The sequence below is a fragment of the Muricomes intestini genome, from assembly GCF_004346165.1.
GTDB classification, from domain to species: Bacteria; Bacillota; Clostridia; order Lachnospirales; family Lachnospiraceae; genus Muricomes; species Muricomes intestini.
This window is the reverse complement of record NZ_SLZZ01000013.1, coordinates 47,655-72,435: the sequence shown is the minus strand read 5'-3', so window position 1 is coordinate 72,435 and position 24,781 is coordinate 47,655. Positions and strand designations below refer to the sequence as shown.

The 24,781-nt window shown below is 40.3% G+C and carries 19 protein-coding genes; 17 read left to right on the top strand and 2 right to left on the bottom strand.

Going from position 1 to position 24,781, the window contains the following annotated elements; all coding sequences use genetic code 11:
• Window positions 1-128: 128 nt before the first annotated feature.
• From EDD59_RS10495 to EDD59_RS10480, 4 genes are all read left to right on the top strand, one after another.
• On the top strand, window positions 129-1,193 hold the full coding sequence (locus tag EDD59_RS10495; RefSeq protein ID WP_132381605.1) for a sugar ABC transporter substrate-binding protein: 1,065 nt from the start codon (window positions 129-131) through the stop codon (window positions 1,191-1,193).
• Window positions 1,194-1,312: 119 nt separating this feature from the next.
• Window positions 1,313-2,410: an ABC transporter permease gene (locus EDD59_RS10490; RefSeq protein ID WP_132381603.1), complete on the top strand. Its 1,098-nt coding sequence runs from the start codon at window positions 1,313-1,315 to the stop codon at window positions 2,408-2,410.
• A gap of 1 nt (window position 2,411) precedes the next feature.
• A complete protein-coding gene (locus tag EDD59_RS10485; RefSeq protein WP_243117398.1) occupies window positions 2,412-3,944 on the top strand; it encodes a sugar ABC transporter ATP-binding protein in 1,533 nt (510 codons plus the stop codon).
• On the top strand, window positions 3,945-4,934 hold the full coding sequence (locus EDD59_RS10480; RefSeq protein ID WP_132381599.1) for an ABC transporter permease: 990 nt from the start codon (window positions 3,945-3,947) through the stop codon (window positions 4,932-4,934). It begins immediately after the preceding gene.
• 120 nt (window positions 4,935-5,054) lie between these two features.
• On the opposite strand, the gene EDD59_RS10475 is transcribed toward EDD59_RS10480, so the two are convergent.
• Window positions 5,055-6,065 (bottom strand): substrate-binding domain-containing protein, encoded by a 1,011-nt coding sequence (locus tag EDD59_RS10475; RefSeq protein WP_165920908.1) that lies wholly within the window; start codon window positions 6,063-6,065, stop codon window positions 5,055-5,057.
• On the bottom strand, window positions 6,049-7,296 hold the full coding sequence (locus tag EDD59_RS10470; protein ID WP_132381595.1) for an ABC transporter substrate-binding protein: 1,248 nt from the start codon (window positions 7,294-7,296) through the stop codon (window positions 6,049-6,051). Before EDD59_RS10470 ends, EDD59_RS10475 begins: the two co-directional genes overlap by 17 nt.
• 105 nt (window positions 7,297-7,401) lie before the next feature.
• On the opposite strand from EDD59_RS10470, the gene EDD59_RS10465 reads away from it, so the two are divergent.
• The 13 genes from EDD59_RS10465 (at window position 7,402) to EDD59_RS10405 (ending at window position 24,593) form a co-directional block, all read left to right on the top strand.
• Window positions 7,402-9,216 carry a sensor histidine kinase gene (locus tag EDD59_RS10465; RefSeq protein WP_132381593.1) on the top strand — a complete coding sequence of 605 codons (1,815 nt, stop codon included), beginning with the start codon at window positions 7,402-7,404 and terminating at the stop codon, window positions 9,214-9,216.
• Window positions 9,217-9,227: 11 nt separating this feature from the next.
• The gene (locus EDD59_RS10460) at window positions 9,228-10,841 is read left to right on the top strand and encodes a response regulator transcription factor (protein WP_132381591.1); all 1,614 of its coding nucleotides are present in this window, start codon (window positions 9,228-9,230) and stop codon (window positions 10,839-10,841) included.
• 137 nt (window positions 10,842-10,978) lie between these two features.
• Window positions 10,979-11,593, top strand: coding sequence for a KpsF/GutQ family sugar-phosphate isomerase (locus EDD59_RS10455; RefSeq protein WP_132381589.1), 615 nt, complete (start codon window positions 10,979-10,981; stop codon window positions 11,591-11,593).
• Window positions 11,590-12,642 (top strand): alcohol dehydrogenase catalytic domain-containing protein, encoded by a 1,053-nt coding sequence (locus EDD59_RS10450; protein ID WP_132381587.1) that lies wholly within the window; start codon window positions 11,590-11,592, stop codon window positions 12,640-12,642. Before EDD59_RS10455 ends, EDD59_RS10450 begins: the two co-directional genes overlap by 4 nt.
• A gap of 15 nt (window positions 12,643-12,657) precedes the next feature.
• Window positions 12,658-13,953 (top strand): NAD(P)H-dependent oxidoreductase, encoded by a 1,296-nt coding sequence (locus tag EDD59_RS10445; protein ID WP_132381585.1) that lies wholly within the window; start codon window positions 12,658-12,660, stop codon window positions 13,951-13,953.
• A gap of 43 nt (window positions 13,954-13,996) precedes the next feature.
• On the top strand, window positions 13,997-15,412 hold the full coding sequence (locus EDD59_RS10440) for an L-fucose/L-arabinose isomerase family protein (protein WP_132381583.1): 1,416 nt from the start codon (window positions 13,997-13,999) through the stop codon (window positions 15,410-15,412).
• Between the two features lie 25 nt (window positions 15,413-15,437).
• Window positions 15,438-16,937, top strand: a complete 1,500-nt coding sequence (locus EDD59_RS10435) for an FGGY-family carbohydrate kinase (RefSeq protein WP_132381581.1) — start codon at window positions 15,438-15,440, stop codon at window positions 16,935-16,937.
• 1 nt (window position 16,938) lies between these two features.
• Window positions 16,939-17,649: a class II aldolase/adducin family protein gene (locus EDD59_RS10430; RefSeq protein ID WP_132381579.1), complete on the top strand. Its 711-nt coding sequence runs from the start codon at window positions 16,939-16,941 to the stop codon at window positions 17,647-17,649.
• 34 nt (window positions 17,650-17,683) lie between these two features.
• On the top strand, window positions 17,684-19,222 hold the full coding sequence (locus EDD59_RS10425) for an FGGY-family carbohydrate kinase (RefSeq protein WP_132381577.1): 1,539 nt from the start codon (window positions 17,684-17,686) through the stop codon (window positions 19,220-19,222).
• A gap of 21 nt (window positions 19,223-19,243) precedes the next feature.
• Window positions 19,244-20,338 carry a M24 family metallopeptidase gene (locus tag EDD59_RS10420; protein WP_132381575.1) on the top strand — a complete coding sequence of 365 codons (1,095 nt, stop codon included), beginning with the start codon at window positions 19,244-19,246 and terminating at the stop codon, window positions 20,336-20,338.
• Between the two features lie 174 nt (window positions 20,339-20,512).
• Window positions 20,513-22,123 carry a response regulator transcription factor gene (locus EDD59_RS10415; RefSeq protein WP_165920907.1) on the top strand — a complete coding sequence of 537 codons (1,611 nt, stop codon included), beginning with the start codon at window positions 20,513-20,515 and terminating at the stop codon, window positions 22,121-22,123.
• A 15-nt stretch (window positions 22,124-22,138) separates the two neighbouring features.
• Window positions 22,139-23,179 (top strand): sensor histidine kinase, encoded by a 1,041-nt coding sequence (locus EDD59_RS10410; protein WP_132381571.1) that lies wholly within the window; start codon window positions 22,139-22,141, stop codon window positions 23,177-23,179.
• Between the two features lies 1 nt (window position 23,180).
• Complete coding sequence (locus EDD59_RS10405) at window positions 23,181-24,593, top strand: ATP-binding cassette domain-containing protein (protein ID WP_165920906.1); 1,413 nt, start codon at window positions 23,181-23,183, stop codon at window positions 24,591-24,593.
• Window positions 24,594-24,781: the final 188 nt, after the last annotated feature.

The following is a 24,781-nucleotide window of genomic DNA, read 5'->3' as shown; positions in this document are numbered from 1 at the left end:
AAATCTTGTCTGAACATCTCTAAAAAAATCCACATTCTCTTTCTAAAAAAATCTGCCTTTTGAAAATTCCTCGAATTTATTATACTCAGTCTATAGAAAATTATCATAAAAAATGGAGGTAAAAGATTATGAAAAAACGTGTAAGTATTTTATTGGCACTTACAATGCTGGCAACAATGTTTGTCGGATGTGCCGATAAAAAAAGCGAAGAAAGCACCGGCGGCAGTTCGGGCGGCACCAGCAGTACCAGCAGCAACGATGACGGCGGAAGTAAGACAATAGCACTTTGCACAGAGGATCTGGAGACTGAATTCTGGGTGGCGGCGCATGAGGCGATAGTCGATACTTTGGAAGAACAGGGGATCAAGGTAATTGAGACAAATTGCCAGGGAGATGCCAACAAACAGCTGGAACAAGTAAAAGATGTCATTACGCAGGATGTGGATGGAATTATTGTAATCCCCAAAGATGGCGATACAGCGGTTGCAGTTACAAAGGAAGCAAATAATGCTGATATCCCCATTGTTATTTTTAACAGGCCGCCAACAAGTGATGAAGGTGCAAATATCACTGTAGTTTGTGACAATGCAACAGTTGCGGAAGCCTGTGTAGACTATATGGTCGAAGAAGCAGAAAAGAAATTTGATAAAACCGGGGAAAAGCTGACACCTCTTATTATGGTCGGAGATCTTGGAGATCCAAATGCAATTGCACGTAAAGAGGGCTTTTATACTGCAATTGAAAAGAAACCGGAAATCTTTAACGAGGCAATTGAAGTACCTACAGAATGGGATGCGGCAACAGCACTTGCAAATCTGCAAAGTGCGGTACAGGCAACTCCAGATGTCGATTTCATATTTACATCTTCCGATTTCCTGTTCCCGACTATTCAATCTGTACTTGAACCATTAGGAAAGTGGGTGAAAGTCGGTGAAGAAGGCCATGTAATTATGGGCGGCCTGGATGGAGATGCAACAGCCGGAGAACTTATTGACGAAGGCATGATTGAAGGAACAGGAGTCCAGGATGTATATAATGAGGCTGACCTGGCAATCAGCGGTCTCTTAGATGCGATTGAAGCAGGTGAGACACAGCCGGATGAAATCCGTGAAGACCCGGGATTTGCACTTACACAAGGCAATCTTAAGGAAAAAAGAATGGATATGTGGGGAAATGTTATAAGAGAACAATAAAAGCCGGGAGCTGCCGTAAAATAGAATTTTCTCACCGGATATTGCATATTTAATGTATGCAATATTCAGTATAACGTTCTGTTTTGCGGCGGCTCCAAGGTATTAATGGAGGTTATGTTATGAGTGCATTAAAATCTGAAACACACAGACAAAAGAAATCAGCAAAACAAATAATACAGGGGGTATTCTTATCGGAATATTTTATATTGATTATGAGTCTGATTTACTTTGTCTGTGTGATTCCTCTTGCACCTAGAATTATTTCAAAAAGCAACCTGCTAAATTTATTATCTAATCTTTGGCCGTTGCTGGTCATTGCGATTGGGCAGACTTTTGTATTGCTTCTTGGTGGTATTGACTTGTCCCAGGTATCGATCATAGGGGTAACGAGCGTAATAGGCACAGCTTTGATGAGTAGTTCCTTCGATCCGGCAATTTTTGAGGGGACGCCTCTTTGGGGATGGCTGATTAATGAAAATGGAGGGCCGCTTGCGGGCAGTGCAGCTGCAGTGCCTGTCAGCATATGTGTTATGTTGATAATCGGAACTCTCATAGGATTATTTAATGGGTTCTTTGTTGCAAAATTCAAAATGCCTCCATTTATGGTTACATTAGTAACGCAGATGTTTTTACTGTCATTTGCAATCTATCTTACACAGTCGAGAAATATCATGGGATTGCCGGAAAGCTTTTCAGCATTTGGAAGAAAATCTCTGGGATTTATTCCTTATGCGGCTATTTTTGTGGTTGTAATCGCATTGGCAGCACACTTTATTTTAGCAAAGATGGTGCTTGGAAAATGGATATATGCGACGGGTGAAAATGAGGTAGCAAGTATTGTTTCTGGAGTTCCCACAAAAAAAGTAACACTATTCTGTTACGCAATGAGTGGATTCTGTGCAGCGGCAGGTTCAGCAATTTACTCCGCAAGATTGGGTATGGGACGGCCTACGTTGGGAGAAGACATTATGATGGATATTGTCGGGGCCGCGATTATTGGAGGAACAAGCTTATCAGGCGGAAAAGGAAAGGTAATATGGACTTTGTTTGGTGTGTTTTTCTTTACACTACTGTTTAATACATTGAATCTGTTCAATTTATCATATTTTACAATTAATATTGTGAAAGGACTTGTTATTTTAGCGGCAGCGTTCCTTGATGTAATCAGAACAAAATTAATGACTAGGATGTCGATTGTGAATGGGGCAGGTGTTTAATATGAGTGAATATGTATTAGAATTACAGAATATAGCAAAAAGCTTTTTCGGAATTCCGGCACTGAAAGACGTGACGCTGGGTTTAAAAAAAGGTGAGCTGCTAAGTCTGATCGGAGAAAATGGCGCCGGAAAATCAACCCTGATGAATATTGTAGGCGGGATTTTACCGGCAGACAGCGGCGAACTGTATATAAACGGAGAACCGTACAGGCCCACACGACCCTCTGACGCAAAAAAAGCGGGGATTGCATTTATACATCAGGAGCTGAACCTGTTTACCAATTTAAGTATCAATGACAATGTGTTTATTGATTCGTTTCCGAAAATGGGGGTCTTGCCGCTTATCAAAAAAAGTGAGATGAGCAGTCGAGTGGATAAAGCTTTAGAAGCAGTAGATTTACATGTTTCGGTGGATACAATTGTTGAAAAGTTATCTCCTGGAGAGCGTCAGCTGGTGGAAATTGCAAAGGCATTGTCTTCGGAGCCTAAGATTTTGATTTTTGATGAACCCACCACTTCTCTGACAAATAAGGAGACAGAGAAATTATTTGGAATTATTGATAAGCTAAAGGAAGAAGGAAAATCTATTATCTATATTTCTCACATTTTGGCGGACGTGGAAAAGTTGTCAGACCAAATTATTGTTTTACGTGACGGATGTATCACGGACAGGGATAAAAAAGAAAATTATACAATTGACAGGATGATTCAATCTATGATCGGCAGAGAAATCAATCAATTATATCCCACTAAAACGAATCAGCCGTCGAAAGAGGCTGCACTAAGTGTGAAAGGTCTGTCTCAGAGTGGAATTGTACATAATATTAATATGGATATATATAAAGGTGAAGTAGTTGGAATGTTTGGACTGATGGGGTCGGGCCGAAGTGAGCTGGCCAGGATTATATATGGATTAGACCCCTATGAAACAGGAGAAATAATCATCAACGGGGAAAAGACAGAAAAACATAATCCGCAGAAAGCGATTGAGCATAAAATGGCATTTGTAACAGAAAACAGGCGGGAAGAGGGACTGTTAATGGAGTTTTCCATTTTAGACAACTTATCATTGGTCTCTGTACCCTCCAGTGCGAAAGGAAGGCTTAAAATTGTCAATGAAGAATGTGTCAGAAGTAAAGCAGATACTATTGTAGATCAATTAAAGGTAAAGTGCCCTCCCATTGAGAATAATCCGGCAAAAAGCATGAGCGGGGGGAACCAGCAGAAGGTGGTTATCGGAAAGTGGCTGCTTGCTGATCCGGAAGTGTTTATTGTGGATGAGCCTACGAGAGGAATTGACGTAGGCGCAAAATACGAAGTATACAATATCATCAATCAACTGGCAGCGGAAGGTAAAGCTGTATGGGTGATATCTTCTGAGCTTGAAGAATTAATGGGAATTTGTGACAGAATATTGGTCATGGGAAATGGAGAAATTCACGGAGAACTTACAAGAGAAGAGTTTGACAAAGAAAACATTCTGAAAGCAGCATTTAACCAGACAGAGGGTAAGGCGGAAAGGGGGGTGAGATAAATGATCAGGAATAAAAGTATAAAAATGTTTGTGTTAAGAAATATTCCGATTATCTTATTTATTGTAATCTTCTTAATATTTGGTATTTTCTCACCAAAATTCATTAGCGTGGATTCTTTTAAGAACATAGTGGTATCCTCCTCCTATGTTGGAATTATAGCCATTGGAATTATGTTTGTATTGTTAACAGGTGGAATTGACTTATCCATAGGATCTGTGATGTATTTGTCCGCGGCTGTCACCGGGCTGGCGGTTCAAAAATTAGGGATGCCTACTGCTTTGGCAATAATCATAGGTCTGTTGGCAGCGGTGCTGGTTGGTGTGCTCAATGCTTTTTTTATTGTTATTTTGGGTATATTACCATTTATCACAACTCTGGGTATGATGGTATTTGTAAAAGCCGTGGGTCTGTTGATGACCCGGTCTGAGTCGGTGAAGCTGCCCAAGATTATAACTTCCATGGGCTCAAAAGCAGTTCTGGGTATTCCAATGCCAATTATTATTTTTGCTGTGATCATTATATTCGGAGTTTTGTTTTTGGAAAAAACAAAACTTGGCAGACAGATTTATGCGGTAGGAAATGATGTGGAAGAGGCAAGAAAAGCGGGAATTAATACAAAAAAAGTTCTGTTTACATGCTATGTGATGTCAGCTTTATTTGCAGGTATCGGAGGCATTGTATCCGTAGCCCAGATTGGAATTGTTAACGCTGCATTTGGAAAGGGCGAAGAGTTCAATGCGATTGCAGCGGCAGTACTGGGTGGAGCAAGTCTCTCGGGAGGCGTTGGCAAGGTGTTTCCCGGCGTAGTGCTGGGTGCGGTAATGATTCAAATGATTCAGGCCGGACTTGTATTTATGCAGGTTGACTTGTATAAGCAGCCGCTGATATCTGCGGCAATTATCTTCCTTGCAGTATTTCTTGACAGTATAAGAAGTAAATACATTGCAAAAGCAGAACAAAGAAATATTAGAAATGAAAGCCTGCAGTAAATTTTTGCATTACTGCATAAACTTGGGACCCTGGTATCATTATATTATTGCAACTATTCAGAACCAAGCTCCGAAACCTACGGTTTCCTCGCTGCTTGGTTCTCGCCAAATAGATATATATTATTTTAAATTCGGAAAGTAAGTGTGCAGATTAGAGCGGTCTACCTTTATTAACCCGGTATATGTTTTTTCTGGAATGACCTCTGTGATACCCTCTGCCAGATCCTTGATCGTCAAAGAAGAGTGGTTAATGTCATAGAGAAAATTACCGCCGTAATAAGTGAAAAGGGCACGCTTTTGTCCTATGATCACATCGACCTCTTCGCTGTCCACTAATTTTAAATTAGCGGGTTCAATATCCATTGCGGTGACTTTGATATCTTTTTCAGGAGCATGCTCCCGTATCCCTTGGGCAATGCCGCGGGCACTGTTATTATTAAAGCCTGAAAAACCGGCAATATCGGGGTAGATTTCCAGTACCTGTGCAGTAATACGGGCGGATTCATCAGGGTTGGCCATATCATCATATTCTCCCACTATGGTAATGTCGGGATAATTGTCAATGACGCTGTAGTAACCCTCAAAGGCTGCCTCTGTTGTGTCTGCACCGCCGATGCCCATGATAGCTATTTTACCCTGTCCGCCAATTAGTTTTACCATAGATTCAGCCTGTGCAACACCAATATCATACCAGTTAGAACCAACGAATGCGATCCGGGCAGAAGACTGTACATCTGAATCCACAGTGATTACAGGAATCCCTTTTTGAATAGCCTTATTGATTGTCGGAGCAAGACTCTGCTCCATTCCCAGGACCAGAATGCCTGCCGGCTTCCGGGCGATAGCTTCCTCTAAAGCTTCAATCTGCCCGGTAATGTCATATTCTTTAGGGCCCATAATGGTGGCAGTGACATTTTTTTCTTCTCCGAATTTTCGGAACGCAGGGATATCATTTTCCGTAAACATAGGATCTCCGGTCATGGTAGAGACCCATATGTATTCTTCCTTAGGAGTGGAAGTCTGAGGGGAATTCATATCCGGCCTGATCAGGAAGTAGGACAAAACCGCAATAATTATAAAGCATACTACCAGCAGATACAGTAATAACTTGTTTTTATCTAATCGCTTCATGGTTGTTTCCTCCGGATTGAATTTGTTGGATGTACTCATCAGGCGTTATCACATTGCACAATAATTTTTGAGCCAATGTTTCCTGTCCGTTATCCGAATGGAAAGAAGAAACATGGTAGCTGCCCCATCCGGGATAAGGGACACTCAGGCGCATTTGCTCCCATTCCTTTGAAATGAAGGGATTAATGGTATATTCCTGTATGTTTGTAGTACATTTGGTTTCGTCGATATAAGATTTTACAGTATCATATTGCGTATAATAATCCAGGAATTCCATGCACATATCCTGATTGGAGGAATAGCTGCTGATGCAGAGCACGGAATCTGCAGGAGTGCCCACAACATGTGTCTGGTTTTCATCCTGGATATAAATTCCCGTTACCTGAATATCTATTTTCTGCATAATAGAATCAGATAACTGTGAGGTTACATCTTCCGATGTAAATGCCATGGCATAAGAAGAATCTAAAAAGGCGGCAAAAGCCTGTTCATTGCTCATAGAAAAAAGAGTTTCATCTAAATAATTCTTATGAAGCATCTGATATGCATTGACAATGGATGCCTCTTCATCCAAGGGGGTCCCTTTTAGCACTGCCTCAGAGATTAAGGAGGATAAAAAAACCTGAGCCGTGCGGCAATCGTTTAAACCGATTGCCAATGGAGGAACATTGGCCTGGGATAACACTTCGCACGCTTTATAAAAATTAGAGATACTCTTTGGCGGTTCTAAATGATACTTCTCAAAAATGGCCTGATTATACCAAAACTCCTGAAAAGCACTCTGATAGGGTATGCCATATACTTTTTCTGTATTTGAGGCCGATTTCAAAAACTGGACAGGTTCATTCCAAAACCGGGATAACATGTAAGTATTCGTGATTTCGGTCAGGGAATCAGAGTCTACATAGTCTTTATAAAATTCAACAGGTATCTCTACTAAATCAATAGAGGCATCGGTCTGCAGCTTGGAATTTAAAAAAGAGATATAATTCGTCTGGGGATAGCGCTCTATATTAAGATAGTAATCGGGGTATTGTTCATGAAACCCGTCTATAATTGTAGCAGGTATAGGCTTCCATGTTAAAATGGATAATGTTTTACTCTCCGATACGGGCATATTTGTTTCTTGGATAGATGTCAGTGCCCCATATACAATATTTATAAATGTAAAAAGAGTTATAAAAGATAAAATTAACACACCGAATTTTCGGTAATTTTTACGATTATGCATAAAAACCTCTTTTTAAAACAAAAGATAGATAGCAATGTTGACTATTTAATAATATAATATAGGCATGAAATTTGCAAGAAATATCAAAAATGAGGAACAGAGGTAATGGGAAAAATACAAAATGCATATCGGAATTTAAAGGTTGGCAATAAACTTATTGTGATTTTCGTAATTGTTATCATTTTACCGGAAGTAGTTCTAAGTGCTTTTAGCGCCTATATGGGGAGTTATTCTTTAAAAAATAAGGTTATGAAATCAACTCAGGAAACCACCCAGCAGATGATTGACAATATTGATAATGAAATTAACAGTACGATGAACCTTGCCATGCAGGTAACCTCGGATAGAAGGCTGAAGGAAATATTGGACCAGGAGAAGAAGAGCACCATAGCATCTTATTATGAGGATAAACAATATATGAATAACCTTATAGATATGGCATTTATTACTTCCTTTGCGGTAGAAAATATATACGTATGCTCTTATAACGGAATGGTTTATACATCAGATAAGAATTATCTAAGTCTCAGAAAAGAATATGATTTTACCAGAACACAGTGGTTTGCATTTATGAAGCGCAGTAAAACAAATACCATGATTCTCTCAACTTATGACAGAGCCTCCACGATCCAGGAAGGAGCCGAACAGAAATTATTTTCTATTGTTAAAAAAATCTATGATGAAACTAACACAAAAGAAATAGGATGCATTATTGTAGATTTAAGCTGTAACACTTTAGGGAATCTTTTACAGGATATGAATAATAACAAGGGACAGAAGGTCGTGATCGTTGATGACAATAAAACCATTGTTTATCATCCGGCTTCCCAGTATATAGGAACACAGTTCCGAAGTGATTACATCAGTGAAGCTCTGATGCAGAAAAGCGGACATCTGGAATCTGAAAAGGAAAATAAATTTGTAGCATTCAGTACATCTGAAATAACAAAATGGAGTGTAATTTATGAACTGGAAGCGGCGGATCTTCTCTCTGATATAAGAAATTTAAGGATTGTAATTATAGCAACTACTTTACTGTGTATTATTGTATCTCTGTATCTTGCGCTTACTGTCAAACGTTCGATCACTGAGCCGATCACACAACTTCAGAAAAAAATGAAGCAGGTAGGAAAGGGCGATTTTGACATTGATATTGATACAGGCACACAGGATGAAATAGGGCAGCTTGCAGGTTCCTTTGATAAAATGGTAAAAAAAACAAAACAGTTGATTGACAATGTATACCAGTCTGAAATCTATCAAAAAGAAGCAGAACTTAATGCCCTGCAGGCACAGATCAATCCTCATTTCCTGTATAATACCCTGCAGACCATTGACATGATGGCAGAAGCAGAAGGCGCGGACAGTATCAGTGACGCCTGTCAGGCCCTTTCTAAGATGTACAGATATTCCATTAACAGGGGTCAGGAATATGTTACCTTGAAAGAGGAGATAGGCCATATAAAGAATTATATGATCATTCAGAAGCTGCGGTTTGGCAAAAAGATAGATATTTTTTATGAAATTGAAGAAGGATGTGAGGAGCTGCTGATTGTAAAGCTTCTCATACAGCCTCTTGTTGAAAATGCGGTGGTCCATGGAATTGAAAACTCTATTGGGAAATGTCAGGTAGCCGTCAGGGCGTACCAAAAAGACGAAATACTTGTTATCCAGGTGGAGGATGACGGAGATGGAATTCCAAGAGAGCGCCTGGAACAACTCAACAACAGCCTGAAAAATTACTCCAGAAACGATATCGTCCACAAAGTGAGTTATGAAGGTACCCACAGCAGCATAGGCCTGGAAAACACCAACGCACGAATTAAATTATACTTTGGGGAAGAGTATGGAATTAAAATAGGCAGTAAAGAGGGTGAAGGAACGCTCGTAGAACTCGATCTGCCTGTAAAAACAATGTAAGGAGGAGGAAAATGTACAGAGTATTGGTGGTTGATGACGAGGAAATTATTAGAAATGGCATTTGTAAAAAAATAGGCAGATTTTTTCCTGAGCTGGAAGTAGCACCGGCGCAGGAAAATGCAGTGGAAGCATTAAATTTTATACAGAATAACCGGGTGGATATCGTTCTGGTGGACATTAAAATGCCCATGATGGATGGATTAGAATTTATTGCAAAAGCAAGAGAACACCATCCCATGTTAAAATTCATTGTAATAAGCGGGTTTAAAAATTTTGAATATGCCCGCACAGCAATTACCCTGGGAGTGAATGACTATTTATTAAAGCCGATTGATAATGATGAATTCAAAATGCGGATACAAAGCCTGTTGGAGGATTTAGACAAAAACAGAGAAAAACAGGCAATGGAATCCACGATCAAAACCAAGGCCTATGAAGGGACAACTTATAAGAAAAACAGATACCTCTCAGAGCTCATAAGTGCAGATGCAGAAATTGATACAACAGAGCTGCTGGAAGATCTGAAAGAAATGGAAATTATTTTTAAACAAAAAAAATATGTTGTAATAACCATTGTTGCAGACAACATCAAGGAGATTCCAAAATTCAAGAATGTGTCCGGACTGGAAATTCTCCAATATGCCATCTGCAACGTAATAGACGAAGTATTTGCAAATTGGAAGGGCTATTCTTTTACGCATTTTAAATATGATAATCAATTTGTCCTGATTTTAAACACGGATACAACAATTGCAAGATATTTTTTAATTGAAAAAGCAAATAAACTGGTTACAATTCTGGAAAATATTTATGGATTAAACTTACATATCGGCCTGGGGGATGAAGCAGAGGCAGTGGAAGATGTCTGTAAAAGTTACAGGCAATCTATACAGAGTGTTATGCAGTGTAATTTGTCGGGCATAGGTTCTGTATGCAGCTTTACTGAAATCAAAATAAAGAAAAGTGATATCCAGATCATTACGGGGTTAAAAAAAGATCTGCTGGAAAGTTTTATCAAGACTCAGAATGAAATAGAAATAAGAAAATGCCTGCAGGAAATATTTAAGGAAGCAGTGAAGAATAATTATGCTAATGTAAAAATTGTTTGTCTGGATGTTTATTTTATTGTGTTGAAATTACTCAAAGAAAATGAGAAAGATACAGATATAGCTTTAGCTATGTTTGAAGAGATTGAAGGTGCGATCAGTGCCAACAGCAGTATAGAAGTGTTAGAAGGATGGCTTGAAAACAAGTTGGTTGAGGTCAGTCTGTTGTTTTCGAAAAGTAAAAAAAATTATGGAAGGCCTTTGATCGAGGAAATTATCGAGTATATAGAAAAAAATTACAGTAAGGATATAAGTCTGGGAGGAATCGCAAAAAAAAATTTTATTAACACAAGTTATTTAAGCCAGCTATTTAAAAAAGAAAAGAACATTAAATTCATTGATTATATTACGGGCCTAAGGTTAGAAAAAGCACAGGGGTTATTAATAACAAGCAGTTTATCAGTTAATGAGATAGCAGAAGCGATCGGTTACAATGATGCAAGATATTTTAGAGAGGTATTTGTAAAGCATTTGCACGTAACCCCTTCCCAGTACAGAAAGGAACATGCTGTCAACTAAAAAAATTACAGAAATATTATAAAAAAAATGTACAGCTGGGAAAAAATGAATATGATAATATGACGTGTGTAAGGAAGACAATATTTTTACACACGTCATTTTTTGCGGAGATTTCAGTAGAAACGGGAGGTGAAGACATGGAGGACAAAGATATTATCCAGGAGGCCGCAAGAACCATTTTTATGGAGGCAAAGGCTGTGGAATCGCTGCTGACAACTGTAGACATGGAAAAAGTCGCAGAGGTAGTCAGACGGATTGGTGACGGAACAGGAAAAGTAGTGATTGCCGGATGCGGAACTTCAGCAATGGCAGCTAAGAAAGGGGTACATTCTTTGAATTGTATTGAACGGCCGGCGGTATTTTTAACTCCATCCGATGCAGTGCATGGGGGGCTGGGGGTATTACAGAAAGAGGATATCCTTATTTTAGTCAGTAAAGGAGGCGGCACCGAAGAATTAGTACAGATGATCCCGGCCTGCAAAGCAAAGGGGGCAACACTGGCTGCGATTACAGAAAATGAAGAATCTGAGATTGGGAAAATGGCAGATATTTGTATTAAAGTAAAAACCGGGCAGGAGCCATGCCGGTTTAATATGCTTGCCACAGCAAGTACATTGTGTGTAATTTCAGTTTTCGACGCCATCTGTATCTCTTTGATGCAATATACAAATTACACAAAAGAACAGTTTGCGGTCATTCATCCCAAGGGAGCAGTAGGAGACCGTTTATTAGGTAAGGTGAAAGAAATATGAGAAAAGGGTATATGAAAGCTGCGGTATTCAAGGATATAGAACATATTGAGATTGAAGAACGCCCGATACCCGAATGTCCCGAAGAAGGAGTGCTGGTTAAGGTTCATGCCTGTGGGATATGCGGAGGGGATATCAGGAATTATCATAATGGATTAAAGGACGGTATCAGAGATCAGGTTATGGGGCATGAAATTGCCGGAGAGGTAGTGGAAGCCGCTTCAGATGTCAGACAGTTTAAGGCAGGGGACCGGGTTGCCCTTGCACCGGATGTAAGCTGCGGTGAATGCTATTACTGTAAAAGAGGTATGGTGAATTTATGCGAAAACCACCGTATGCTGGGAACACATTTCCCGGGAGGGTTTGCCGGTTATATTTCTGTTCCTAAAATAGTGATGGAGCGGGGATTTATTGAACACATTCCGGAGGGGATGAGCTATGACCATGCTGCATTTGGGGAGCCGGCGTCGGGGGTTCTGGCATGCCAGGAGTATAATCAAGTGTCCTATGGGGACACCGTTGTCGTGATAGGGGACGGTCCGGTAGGATGTCTTCATATGGAAGTGGCAAAGGCGAGAGGTGCAAAGAAGGTCATTATGCTTGCCAGAGGAAGAATGAAGCAGGCAGAAAAGTTTGGATTCGAATATATATTCAATAATAAAAACCTGGAAGAAGCTACGAATAAGGTAAAAGAGCTGGTGGGTCCGGGGGCGGATATTGTAATCTGTGCAGTACCCAACACAGCTGCCCAGCAGCAGGCATTAGAGTTAGTCAGAAAAAGAGGAAGAGTTGTAATCTACGGCGGAGTTCCAAAATCAAACCCAATGACAACATTGGACTCCAATAAGATACATTATGATGAAATTATAGTGTTAGGTGCCTTTTCTTACCCGGGTACAGGATTGTATGATGCACTTCAGGCTATTCATAACAGGGATATTCATGCAGAGATGTATGTCAACGGAAAAGTAAACCTGGAGAACCTTGTAAATGGAATGGAAATGGTAACAAATGGAGAAGCAATCAAGGTTGTAGTTGACCCATGGATGTAGAAGGAGAAAAACAGTATGTATGAAATTGATACAAAGTTATTAAAACTTGAGGAAGAAGGAACACCAATCCATGTAGCCCTTATAGGTGCGGGGCAGATGGGAAAAGATATTGTCTCACAAATTTCTGAAATGAAGGGGATGATCTGTGACATTGTAGTGGATATCAATACAGATATTGCGGTGGATGCATATAAACAAGCTAAAACAAGAGAAGAAATTGTTGTAACAGATTTGCTGGAGGAAGCAGAAGCTGCCATTGCAGCAGGAAAAAGAGTGGCAACAACAAATTATAAGCTGGCGGTTGGGGCAAAACCGATTCAAAGCGTAATCGATGCGACCGGATCTCCTGAAATGGGGGCCAGGGTTACAACCGAGTGTATCTTTTATAAAAAGCATATTGTCATGATGAACGTAGAGTGCGACATTACAGTAGGTCCAATTTTAAGAAAAATGTGTGAGCAGGCAGGAATTGTATATTCATTGACGGCAGGAGATGAGCCGGGTTCTATTATAGAAGTCTATCGTTTTGCCAGGGCGCTGGGCTTTGAGGTGGTGGCAGCGGGAAAGGGCAAGAACAATCCTCTTGACTTGTATGCAAATCCGGGACAGGAGGAGTGGATAGCAAAAGCAGCGGCACGGGATATGAACCCCCGTATGTTGGTGGAATTTGTAGATGGCTCCAAAACCATGATAGAAATGTGTGCAGTGTCAAATGCAACTGGTTTAAAAGTAGATATCAGAGGAATGCATGGACCAAGCTGTAATGTCAAAGACCTGTCAAAGGTGTTTTCTTTGAAGGAACAGGGAGGAATTCTGGAAACTACGGGGATCGTAGATTATGGCATTGGCGATATTAACCCAGGTGTTTTTGTCATTGTGACTACAGATAACAAAAGGATTATTGACGGACTGGTACAAAGAGATATGGGAGAAGGCCCCAACTATCTACTGTACAGACCCTACCATCTATGTTCTATCGAAACTCCGATTACCGCGGCGCAGGCAGTATTATATGGAGAGTCAACTGCCCATCCTATGGATCACCTGACCTCAGAGTGCATTACAATTGCAAAAAGGGATCTTAAGGCAGGGGAAACACTGGATGCGATCGGAGAGTACTGCTACCGGGCGTCTATTGAACATGCACATGCAGCAAAGGCAGGGAATATGCTGCCGGCGGGCCTGGCAAAAGGGGCAGTATTGAAGGTAGACGTGCCGGTAGATACGGTAATTACATATGACATGGTAGAACTTGATAACTCATCGGTCCTGCTCCAATTACGGCGTATGCAGGATCAGTTATTAGCATAAAAATAAAAATGTATTTGGCAGCGGCCAGGAAAGGAAAATGTATATGAAAAACAAAGTATTAATTGGGTATGCACCCACGAGAAGAAGAATTTTTAGTGTAGAGGATGCGCTCAAATACAAAAAATTGATCGCAGAAAAAATGAAGGCGCTGGAAATAGAATTTGTTGATATTGAAGACATCAATGAGGAAGGCTTACTGCGCTGTGCGGAAGATGTAGAATCAGTGATCGATAAATTTAAAGCAGCAAAAGTAGACGCACTTTTTATCGCTCATTGTAATTTCGGTTCAGAACATAGCTGTGGAAAAGTTGCAAGAGCATTAAATGTGCCAGTATTGCTGTGGGGACCGAGAGATGAGGCCCCGGAGGAAGATGGGAGCCGGCTGCGGGATACACAATGCGGACTTTTTGCAACAGGAAAAGTATTGCGCAGAATGCAGGTACCGTTTACTTATATGCCCAATTGCAGAGTGGATGATGAAAGCTTTGAAAAAGGACTGAAAAACTTTGTTGCTGCAGCAAATGTAATCAAAGAATTCAGAAAAGCACGGATCCTCCAGATTGATACAAGACCGGCGGACTTTTGGACCATGATGGTGAACGAAGGTGAACTTCTGGAAAAATTCGGAGTCCAGATATTTCCGATCACAATGGTTGAGTTTACAGATAGAGTGAAAGAACTGGAGGCATCTGATAATCAGGATGTGTCTGATACGGTTGAATTTATTCATGCTAATATGGAGGTATGTATTCCAGAAGATTCTGTGCGGAGAGTGGCGGCATTAAAGGTTGCAATGAAATATTTCGCAGAAGAAAACTATTGCAATGCTGTGGCGATTCAATGCTGGGATGCACTGCAGCAGGCACTTCATATCATGCCCTGCTGTGCAAATGCTTTACTTACAGAAGAAGGGATACCGGTTGTCTGTGAAACAGATATTCATGGAGCAATTACGGCTATTATGGTTCAGGCAGCAGGAATGGGAGAAACCCCCAGTTTCTTCGCAGACTGGTCCGTACGGCATCCGGAAAATGAAAATGGAGAGTTATTACAGCATTGCGGTCCATGGCCGATCTCTCTGGCAAAAGAGAAAGCAAAATTAGACAGACCATTCGCCTTTCCGGAACATTGTCCGGGTTCAGTGGTCGCAGAACTGAAACCCGGTGAAATTTCGATCCTCCGATTCGATGGGGATAATGGAGAATATGGAATGTTAATGGGAAAGGCGAAGGTAATTGAAGGACCAAGTACAATTGGAACGTATGCCTGGGTTGAAATTCCAAACTGGCCCAAAGTAGAAACCATGATTGTGAAAGGGCCCTATGTGCACCATGCGGTAGGGATTCACGGTGATGTATTGCCGGTAATCTTGGAGGCATTGACTTATATTCCGGGAGTACGTGCAGATTTTTACGATGAAGAACAGGAAAAGGAAACAAGAAATTTTTATTTTCAGTAAATGAAAAACAGCTGAGAGGTGGCACATGTTACTAGGGATAGATCTGGGGACAACCGGTGTAAAAGCAATGGTGTTTGATGAAGACGGGAACCCTGCAGGATATGGTTTTCAGGAATATGACATTATGTATTCAAGGGCAGGATACGCCCAGCAGAATGCCGAGGGTCTGTGGCTGCTCACTAAAAAGGCAATACGTGAAGCTGCAGAAAAAACCGGAGAGTATATCAAAGGGATCTCCATATCGGTACAGGGGGATGCAGTCATACCAATTAACAGTAATAGAGAAGCACTGGCATATGCACAATTGGGGATGGACTATCGCGGAACAAAGGAAACAGAATATTGCAACACAGCACTGGGCGGAGAATACTTGTTCAGGAGGACAGGTATGCGTCCCCACCCAATGAACTCTCTGATTAAAATAATATGGGTGAAAAATAACCTGCCCCAATTGTATGAACAGACTTTTAAGTTTGTAACATATGCAGATTTCATTTTGGGGAAACTGGGGAGCGATGAAATAGTACTGGATTACACCATGGCAAGCCGGACTATGGCTTTTAATATTCATACAAAGATGTGGGACCGGGAGATACTCTCCAGGCTGGATATACAGCAGGACAAATTGGGGCGGGCAGTACCTTCAGGGGAAATCGTGGGGACAATTGATAAACGGCTGGCGAAAGAACTGGGAATTCACTCCGGGGCGGTTCTTGCAGCAGGAGGACATGACCAGACATGTGCGGCATTAGGGGCCGGAATTGTGCATGAAAATATGGCATTGGATTCCCACGGTACTGCAGAGGTGATTTCTACAATATTTCAGAAACCTCGTGTAGAGCAGGCAATGTATAAAAATTTTTACCCCTGTTATATTCACACAGACCCTGACATGTATTTTACGTTTGCATTAAATCATACAGGAGGGGTGTTGCTCAAGTGGTTTGTGGAGGAGTTTTGTTATGAGGACAAAGTAACTGCAAATGCTGATCATACTGATATTTACAGTTACTTGTTTGAAAAACTGCCGAAATCGTTATCCCCTGTCCTGATGATGCCATACCTTAACGGAAGTGGAAATCCGACATGTGATCTTGACATGAAGGGGGCATTTCTAGGTCTTACCATGACAACAACGCGGTACGATATTGTGAAGGCAATCCTTGAGGCACAGGCATTTGAAATGAAATTAAATATTGACACATTAAAGGATGCAAATGTAACCATTCAAGAGTTAAGATGTGTCGGCGGCGGTGCAAAGTCGGCAGATGGATTGCAGCTAAAAGCAAATATTCTGGGAATGCCCGTATCAACACTTCAGACCAGAGAAGCTGCCTGTCTGGGAGCGGCAATGCTGGCAGGAGTCGGGACAGGAAGATTTGAGAATGTAAAGCAGGCGTCACAGCTTGTAAAAACAGATAAAATATATCATCCGCAAAAGGAAATAATGTCTCTTTATAAGGAGCGGTATTTTCTTTATCAATCTCTGTATGAAACATTAAAGCAGACGATGCATTCTTTGTAAGATGATGGAAAAGAGGTGGGAGATGCCCCGGACACAGGAACAATATAAAGAAGATATAGTACAGGTAGGAAAAGAGCTATATGAGAAAGGGCTGCTTGTAGGGACAGACGGAAATATGAGCATTCGTATTGGGAGGAATGAAATATTCATTACAGCTTCCGGGATATGCAAAGGCAAGATGCAGGCAGAGAATATCACGGCAGTGGATATGGAAGGAAATGTACTTAGCGGTCAGAAACCAGCAAGGGACATTAGAATGCATTTGGCGGCATACAGGCAAAGACCGGATATAAAAGCAGTGGTTCATGCACATCCCCCAATAACAACCGGATATGCTATGTCTGAGGTTTCTTTTGATAAAGTGGCTTTGCCGGAGGTGATGTTTGCATTAAAAGGAATTTCGGTCACAAGGTATACAACACCGACTACGATTGAAGTGCCAAGAGAGGTGACAAGGGTCTTAAAGGAATACCCGGAAAGTGAAACTATTTTACTGGCAAATCACGGTGCTCTGACAATAAGTACCACGGATGTATATGATGCATTCTATAAAATGGAAACCTTAGAGATGTTCGCCAGGGCCAATATTGTTTCTAAAATCCTCGGCCATACAAGATATTTGAACGAAGAGCAGATGAAAAATGTCAATAGACTAATACATGGCGAACCTCCGGATTCTGTGATCAGTCCGGACACAATAAAGGAAGAATGAAACCAAATGATGCTGAGGTTAAATTGGAGGATATATGGGAAACTATTTTATGGGATTGGATTATGGAACAGGCGGCTGCAAGGTGTGCATTATAGACGAACATGCAGATGTCTGCGCCTACGCTTACCGTCAGTATGAAATTTTGACAAATCAGGACAATTATTCGGAACATAAAGCAACAGATTACTGGCCTCTTACCTGCGGCATGATAAAAGAGTGTATAAAAAAAGCAGGGGTGGACCCAAAAGAAATCAGAGGAATAGGAACCTCGTCGGCGCTTCCCTCACTAGTGCTTGTCGACAGGGACGAAAACCCGGTACACCATGCTTATAATCTAATGGACAGAAGAGCGAATAAGCAGGAAAAATGGTTGATTGAGCATGTAGGTGTTCAAAAAATCTTTGCATTAACAGGAAATAGAATTGAAGATCATCCGATTCTTGTGAATCTATTATGGGAAAAGGAAAACAGACCAGAGGATTATAAAAAAATTTATAAGGCATTAACCATAGACGGATACATTAGACTAAAATTGACCGGAAAATATACGGCCCACCTTTCAGCGGGGACATTCTACGGGGTGGCATATGATCTGAAAGAAAATAAATTTGATGAAAAGATGATGGATGAACTTGGTATTTCTATGGACCTGATGCCGGATTTTTACCGCTGTGAAGAGATTATTGGTGAGGTGAGTGGGCAGGCGGCACTTGAAACCGGGCTTGTGGAAGGGATAGAGGTAGCCGGAGGCCAAGTGGACTGTAACGCAGGATGGATCGGAGCCGGAGCTATAGAAGAAGGCGATGTCCAGATGAATCTGGGAACTTGCGGAAATATCGGGATTATACATAAACGGGAAAACTTTTTTGAAGATATGTTTAATTTCAGGTACACATCGGACTGCACCAATACTTATATTACGGTGACAACAACTCAAACGGGGGGACAATCACTGCGGTATTTGAAAGAAAATTTCAGCGATCTGGAAATGGCCATGGAGAAGCTGCTTCCGGATTTTGATGCATATGATTATCTGAATATGGAAGCTGAAAAGATTCCCGTGGGAAGTGAAGGTCTGGTAGTTCTTCCGTATTTAATGGGAGAACGGACCCCGATATGGGACAATGATGCCAGAGGAGTTATATTTGGATTGTCTTTGTACCACACGAAAGCACATTTGGTCCGTGCAATGATGGAAGGCGTTGCATATGCACTGTATGATTCTTTCAGGATTTTAAGAGACAGTGGAATGCGCATTAATTACCCTCTGGTTATGAATGAAGGTGGTGCAAAGAGCAGACTGTGGAGAAGGATCATTACAGATGTTTTGAATGTGCCAACTGTTTTTGTAAAAAACAGAGTCGGGGCACCATATGGGGACGCATTGCTTGGGGCAGTGGCAGCCGGATATCTTAAGGATTACAGTATTGCGAAGGAAAAGGCGGAGTATGTGGAACCAATGGAGCCAATTCCGGAAAATCATGAAATATATATGGAATATTTCGATGTATATAAAAATCTGTATGAACATGTGAAACAGGACTATAAAGTTCTCAGGAAACTGAAAAAATAGAAGAGGCTAAGAGGAAACGTAATGGAAGATTTTGAGAGGAAGCTGAACAGAATATATGGTTATCTCGAAAGAAATAAGTATGACGGAATGGTTCTTGGCAGAAGAGATAATTTCTCCTGGCTCACCGGAGGAGAGGAGAGTGGAGTTGTACTTAATACGGAAACAGGCTTTATCTATCTGGTGATTACCAGAACAAAAAGATGGGCGGTTGCCATGCGTGCCGACATTGACAGAGCCATGCAGGAACAGCTCCTGGGGGCAGGTTTTGAACCATGTGAGTTAGACTGGAAATCCATAAGTAAAGAGGAACAGGCTGTCAAGCTACTGGAAGGGGGAAGCATTGTATCAGATATCCCCATAGAAGGGGCAGTTGTAGATCTGGAAGGAATATATAGCCTAGAATATCCGATGACCAAAGCAGAGTTGGCAAGATATGAGGAGTTTGGAAAACTTTGTGATCAGATATTAAAATATACAGCAGATAAAATCCATTCCGGGATGACGGAAAATGAAGTAAAAAGAATATTTGTACAACAATGTGCACAATATGATATAGATATAGACGTATTGCTAATCGGAAGTGATGAAAGAATCTTGTGCTACCGGCATTGTACACCGAGCGATAAAGTGGTTGAAAAAACGTTGCTGATCTCTCCGGCTTTAAGAAAATGGGGATTACATGCGAACCTTGCAAGAATAGTTTCCATAGGAGAGCCTGATGAAAAACTGCGTAAAAGATATGATGACGTTTGCGAAATCCAGGCAGAGATCATCGTTGCAAGCAAAAAGGGAGTCCGTTTTACAGATATTTTTGATCTGCAGGAAAAATTATATCTGGAGAAAGGATATGCAGATGAATGGATGAAACACCTACACGGAGGACCTATCGGATATATGCTTACTGATGGAGCCGTAATGTTTGATCAGGAAAGAACGATGAACACGGGACAGGCATATGAATGGTATGTCACAGTTAGCGGGGCAAAATCGGCAGAGTTAGTTATGAATATAGGAGATGAAATGAAAGTACTGTCACTGGGAGGTTACTGGCCCACAAGGCAATATGGCAGTGATGATAAGAGTAAGGTGTTCCTACCTGATATTCTGATATTGTAAAATGTGTAAGACGGCCAAAGATTTTTGGCTGTTTTTGCATTTTATAATTGTATTGAGCCACAATACTGTCAGCACAGTATATATTTATATACTTGAATATATTCATGATTATGAATATAATAAATGCAAGAGATAGCTTGGTAACAAAAAGAATATAAACGGAGTGTGATGAAAATGAAGGTTTTGATTGCTGATGATGAGGAAAAGATTTGCCAGTTAATCAAGAATCTGGTGAATTGGGAAGAGCTGGACATGGATGTAATTGCATGTGTAAATGATGGGATTGCAGCGCTGGATATAATTGAACATGATAAGCCTGACTTGGTAATTACTGATATAAGAATGCCCGGCTATGACGGACTTGAGTTGATCAAGAGGACAAAAACGATCAGCCCTGAAACGGAATTTATTATTATAAGCGGGTACCGGCATTTTGAATATGCACAGAATGCTATCAGATATGGAGTGAAGAATTATCTGCTGAAACCGGTAAAAAAGATTGAATTGAATGAAGAACTTGAAAAAATCCACAACAATTATTATTTGCGAATTCAAAAAGATGAAGATAATTTCAAGACATCCCTGGTGATCAAACAAAACAAAGAAAAAATCAGATGCGGATTTCTGGAAAATATTTTGTTAAAGAATCAATTAAAGCAAGGGCCAATGGAAAGAACAGAAATAAATGAGAAATACCATTTTAACTTTCAGGAGGGCAGATATCAGATTATTATTGTTAAAATAGATGGACTGAAGCTGTCAGATAAGAAGGAAATAGAGTATATTCATGATAAACTGAACAGACTGATTACTAAAACTGTAGGAAAGATATGTCTGGAAACCGGGTATGTATGGAGCGACAATTTTTGCTATGTTCTTTTAAATTACAGGCAGGAAAAATCGAAAGAAGTCAGACATGCTGTCAGAAATTTATTAGACAGTCTCCTATTGCAAAAAGATATACTTAGAAATTTATTTATTACGATTGGGCTGGGTGAAGTAACAAATGCACTGGAAGGGATGTTTCACTCTTCCAACTCTGCACGAAGAGCTGTAGAACAGAGATTATTCAAAGGAACAAACCGTTTAATAGAAGGCGTGGGTACAAAAAATAGTCGGATTCCCTACACCCGGATGTTCAGGGAGTTTAATAAAAAATTTGTGAGAGGGATTGAGAGCTTAAATGAAAGTGAGCTGTCAGCTTCTATAACAGAGCTGTATCACAGAATGGCAGAAAGTGAAGAGATGACAGGGTATGAGGTTCTGCAAATGGCAAAAGAGGTTATGACACTTTTTCTGTTTACAATTAAGAACCATGATATGACAGAGCAGCCGGATGAAGACTATTATGACCGCTTTACCCGGAATTTGGAAAATCAAGGCTCCTTGAGTGAAGTTATGCAATTCCTAAAAGAACAGGTGATGAAATTATTCTCTGAGTATGTCTTTACCTGTATGAATGAAGAAAACAGACCAATAAGGGAAGCAAAGAGATACATAAGAGAAAACTATCAGAAGAGCATATCTCTCGATATTGTTGGTGCCCAGGTTGGGTTTAATGCAGCCTATCTGAGCACGTTATTTAAAAGGGAAGCAGGCTATACATTCAGTGAATATCTGACTCAGGTACGTATGGAGAGAGCCAAGGAGTTACTGAAAGAGACTGACGATAACGTGGCTGTAGTCTGCGAAAATGTGGGATACAATGATTTGAAAAATTTTACTAAGAATTTCAGGATATATACAGGGCTCCGCCCAAACGAATACCGTAAGATTTATAGCTGAGAAGGATATTTTATTATGGAGGTAGAAAAGATATATTTTAATACTGTATGTAAAGTCTGGAGCAGAGGACTGCTGTTTGTGATTTGGTGCGTCATATTTTTTCTGTTGAAGCCGGCAGTACAGGGGAAGATTTCTTATATAGTATATGGTGCCCTTTTTGTGGTAGTTGTGGGATTTACAATATGGTATTTTTTGATATGCCGGCATAAGAGGAATCTGCTTAGAATCTACGAAAGATATTTAAACAGTTATAATTTTGAGGAATTTTTTCATGAAGACTTGGCTCTTTCAAAAGAGACAACGGAGGTATTTCAATATCTCGCGGAAAAGTTAAACAAAGCAAGGTATTTGAATTTATCAAAAAAGCAGGCACAATATCTTGCACTTCAGAATCAGATTAATCCACATTTCTTGTATAATACACTGGAATGCATACGCAGCGAAGCTGTGACCTATGGGGCCGACGGGGTGGCATATATGACAGAAGCGCTGGCTACATTTTTTCGTTATACAATATCGAATGTAGATATGCTTGTAAGGCTGGAGGATGAGCTTGCCAACGTAGAAAATTACTATGTCATTCAAAGATACCGCTTCGGGGACCGGCTAAAAATTCAGATAGAATATGACAATGAGACAGATTTGAGCATTTTAGAATTCTTTATGCCGAAACTGATTCTGCAGCCTATTGTGGAAAATTCTATTTATCATGGCCTGGAGCCTAAAATTGGGGAGGGATATGTCCGTATAAAGGTAGAAAGAACAAAGGAATATTTAATAATACGTATTTCAGACAACGGGGTTGGAATGGAAAATAAGGTTCTTGAGGAGCTAAATGGCAAGCTGCTTCGTAACTCATCGGATGAGCTGGAGGAAGCAGCGAAAAAGAAAGGCGGTATTGCAATCCAAAATGTGAATAACAGAATCAAGCTTCTATTTGGAGAACAATATGGTGTTCATATCAATAGTGTGTCTGGTATGGGAACAGACGTAGAGATAACGCTGCCGGTTATTTCAAAAAATGTGCAGGAGAATGATGAAAAAAGAAGTTTTTAGAATGGAAAATGTAGTGGGTGATGAGACAGATATCACCAATCTGGATAATATGAATTTCCATATGAATAAAGGTGAAATACTGGGGCTGATACCGGTGAACGGCTGCGGCAGGGAGAACCTGCTCAGACTATTATGCAGAAATCGTCCGATACGGCTTGGGAGAATCTATGTTGGCGAAAAACTGGTAAATAGTCATATGTATAGTGATAACAGTTTAAATCAGGTATACTTGCTGGAACAAAAGAGCAAATTGATTTCAGAGCTGACGGTTCTGGATAATATTTATGTTCTTCAAAAAATGCACAGAAAGTTTTTCTATAACAGAACACAGGTCAGGAAACAATTCCGTTGGCTGTGCGAGAGTATGAAGGTAAATATTAGACCGGATGTAAATGCTTATAAACTAGCCCCGCTGGAGCGGATTATTGTTGAGATTATGAAAGGAATTGAGCAGGGGGCAAAGCTCATTGTTATGAGCGGGATAGGTGAATGCATTAGTTTTTCGCACTTGAATCTTCTAAAGAATATTATGGTAGATCTTGCAAAGCAGGGGATGTCATTTTTATATTTTTGCAGCAATTATGAAGAAATTATAGACTCTTGCGACAGAATTTTATTTATGCAGGATGGAAGAGATTTGAAGCTGTTTGAAAGAAATGAGTTTAACCGGAGATGGCTCCAGAAGATGATATACTCTTTTCCTGACATATCTGCTACACCCCGGCATAACACCTCCCGGGTGATTTTTGAGGTAAAGGGGCTTAGGACAATTCGCAGAGAAAGTAAGAATCTTATTATGAGAGCGGGGCAATGCCTTGTTTTGTATGATAAAAACAGGGTGATTGATTCTCTTTTAAAACTAAAAGACATGCTGCCCTGTAAGATGTGGCTCGAAGGAGAACAAATGTCATTTGGCAAAATGCAAAAGGTTCTGGGGACACAGGTTATGCTGCTGGCACCCGATCCAACCAAATCTATGATTTATAAGGAATTTACCTTTATAGAAAATCTTTGCCTGGGGCTTGGTAAAAAGGTACATGAGCAAATCGTGTCTGAAAGAGTTTTAGAAAGTGTAAAGGAAGAGTATAGGGAATTTTTGGGGGAATGTATAGATGAAAAAGATGTTTCGGCCCTGGATATTTTTGATTTGTATAAACTAATTTACTACCGAATTCATCTTTTAAACCCCAGTTTAGCAATCATCTTTAACCCCTTCAAGAATACGGACATTAATCTGAGAGGACATATTGTGGAATTGATTTTGAGATTAAAGGAAAAAGGAATTACTTTGATTGTTGTTTCTGTTGATATCAATGCCAGCATGCTTGTGGCAGATACGATTGGGATAATTGAGACAGAAGGACTGACAGAAGTCCACGAGGCAAAAGATTTTGGATTTATAAATACGTTGTGATAAAAGAAAGAAACAAAAAGAGCTCTGTATCGAAGCAGCATAGTAACCTGCTGCTTCTGTACAGAGCTTTTTGGTAACTTCAAAAAAATACCCCTATGATTCTATTACAGCCCCCCTAGTATGGGATAAGGCCGGATGATATACTTAAAAAAGCAACAAATGATTGACAAGTACAAAGAAAGGAAACA

What these genes read in the sequence shown, in the direction of transcription:
- EDD59_RS10495 (WP_132381605.1), top strand. Translation starts at nt 129, where the DNA reads ATGAAAAAACGTGTAAGTATTTTATTGGCACTTACAATGCTGGCAACA.
- EDD59_RS10490 (WP_132381603.1), top strand. Translation starts at nt 1,313, where the DNA reads ATGAGTGCATTAAAATCTGAAACACACAGACAAAAGAAATCAGCAAAA.
- EDD59_RS10485 (WP_243117398.1), top strand. Translation starts at nt 2,412, where the DNA reads ATGAGTGAATATGTATTAGAATTACAGAATATAGCAAAAAGCTTTTTC.
- EDD59_RS10480 (WP_132381599.1), top strand. Translation starts at nt 3,945, where the DNA reads ATGATCAGGAATAAAAGTATAAAAATGTTTGTGTTAAGAAATATTCCG.
- EDD59_RS10475 (WP_165920908.1), bottom strand. Translation starts at nt 6,065, where the DNA reads ATGAAGCGATTAGATAAAAACAAGTTATTACTGTATCTGCTGGTAGTA.
- EDD59_RS10470 (WP_132381595.1), bottom strand. Translation starts at nt 7,296, where the DNA reads ATGCATAATCGTAAAAATTACCGAAAATTCGGTGTGTTAATTTTATCT.
- EDD59_RS10465 (WP_132381593.1), top strand. Translation starts at nt 7,402, where the DNA reads ATGGGAAAAATACAAAATGCATATCGGAATTTAAAGGTTGGCAATAAA.
- EDD59_RS10460 (WP_132381591.1), top strand. Translation starts at nt 9,228, where the DNA reads ATGTACAGAGTATTGGTGGTTGATGACGAGGAAATTATTAGAAATGGC.
- EDD59_RS10455 (WP_132381589.1), top strand. Translation starts at nt 10,979, where the DNA reads ATGGAGGACAAAGATATTATCCAGGAGGCCGCAAGAACCATTTTTATG.
- EDD59_RS10450 (WP_132381587.1), top strand. Translation starts at nt 11,590, where the DNA reads ATGAGAAAAGGGTATATGAAAGCTGCGGTATTCAAGGATATAGAACAT.
- EDD59_RS10445 (WP_132381585.1), top strand. Translation starts at nt 12,658, where the DNA reads ATGTATGAAATTGATACAAAGTTATTAAAACTTGAGGAAGAAGGAACA.
- EDD59_RS10440 (WP_132381583.1), top strand. Translation starts at nt 13,997, where the DNA reads ATGAAAAACAAAGTATTAATTGGGTATGCACCCACGAGAAGAAGAATT.
- EDD59_RS10435 (WP_132381581.1), top strand. Translation starts at nt 15,438, where the DNA reads ATGTTACTAGGGATAGATCTGGGGACAACCGGTGTAAAAGCAATGGTG.
- EDD59_RS10430 (WP_132381579.1), top strand. Translation starts at nt 16,939, where the DNA reads ATGATGGAAAAGAGGTGGGAGATGCCCCGGACACAGGAACAATATAAA.
- EDD59_RS10425 (WP_132381577.1), top strand. Translation starts at nt 17,684, where the DNA reads ATGGGAAACTATTTTATGGGATTGGATTATGGAACAGGCGGCTGCAAG.
- EDD59_RS10420 (WP_132381575.1), top strand. Translation starts at nt 19,244, where the DNA reads ATGGAAGATTTTGAGAGGAAGCTGAACAGAATATATGGTTATCTCGAA.
- EDD59_RS10415 (WP_165920907.1), top strand. Translation starts at nt 20,513, where the DNA reads ATGAAGGTTTTGATTGCTGATGATGAGGAAAAGATTTGCCAGTTAATC.
- EDD59_RS10410 (WP_132381571.1), top strand. Translation starts at nt 22,139, where the DNA reads ATGGAGGTAGAAAAGATATATTTTAATACTGTATGTAAAGTCTGGAGC.
- EDD59_RS10405 (WP_165920906.1), top strand. Translation starts at nt 23,181, where the DNA reads ATGGAAAATGTAGTGGGTGATGAGACAGATATCACCAATCTGGATAAT.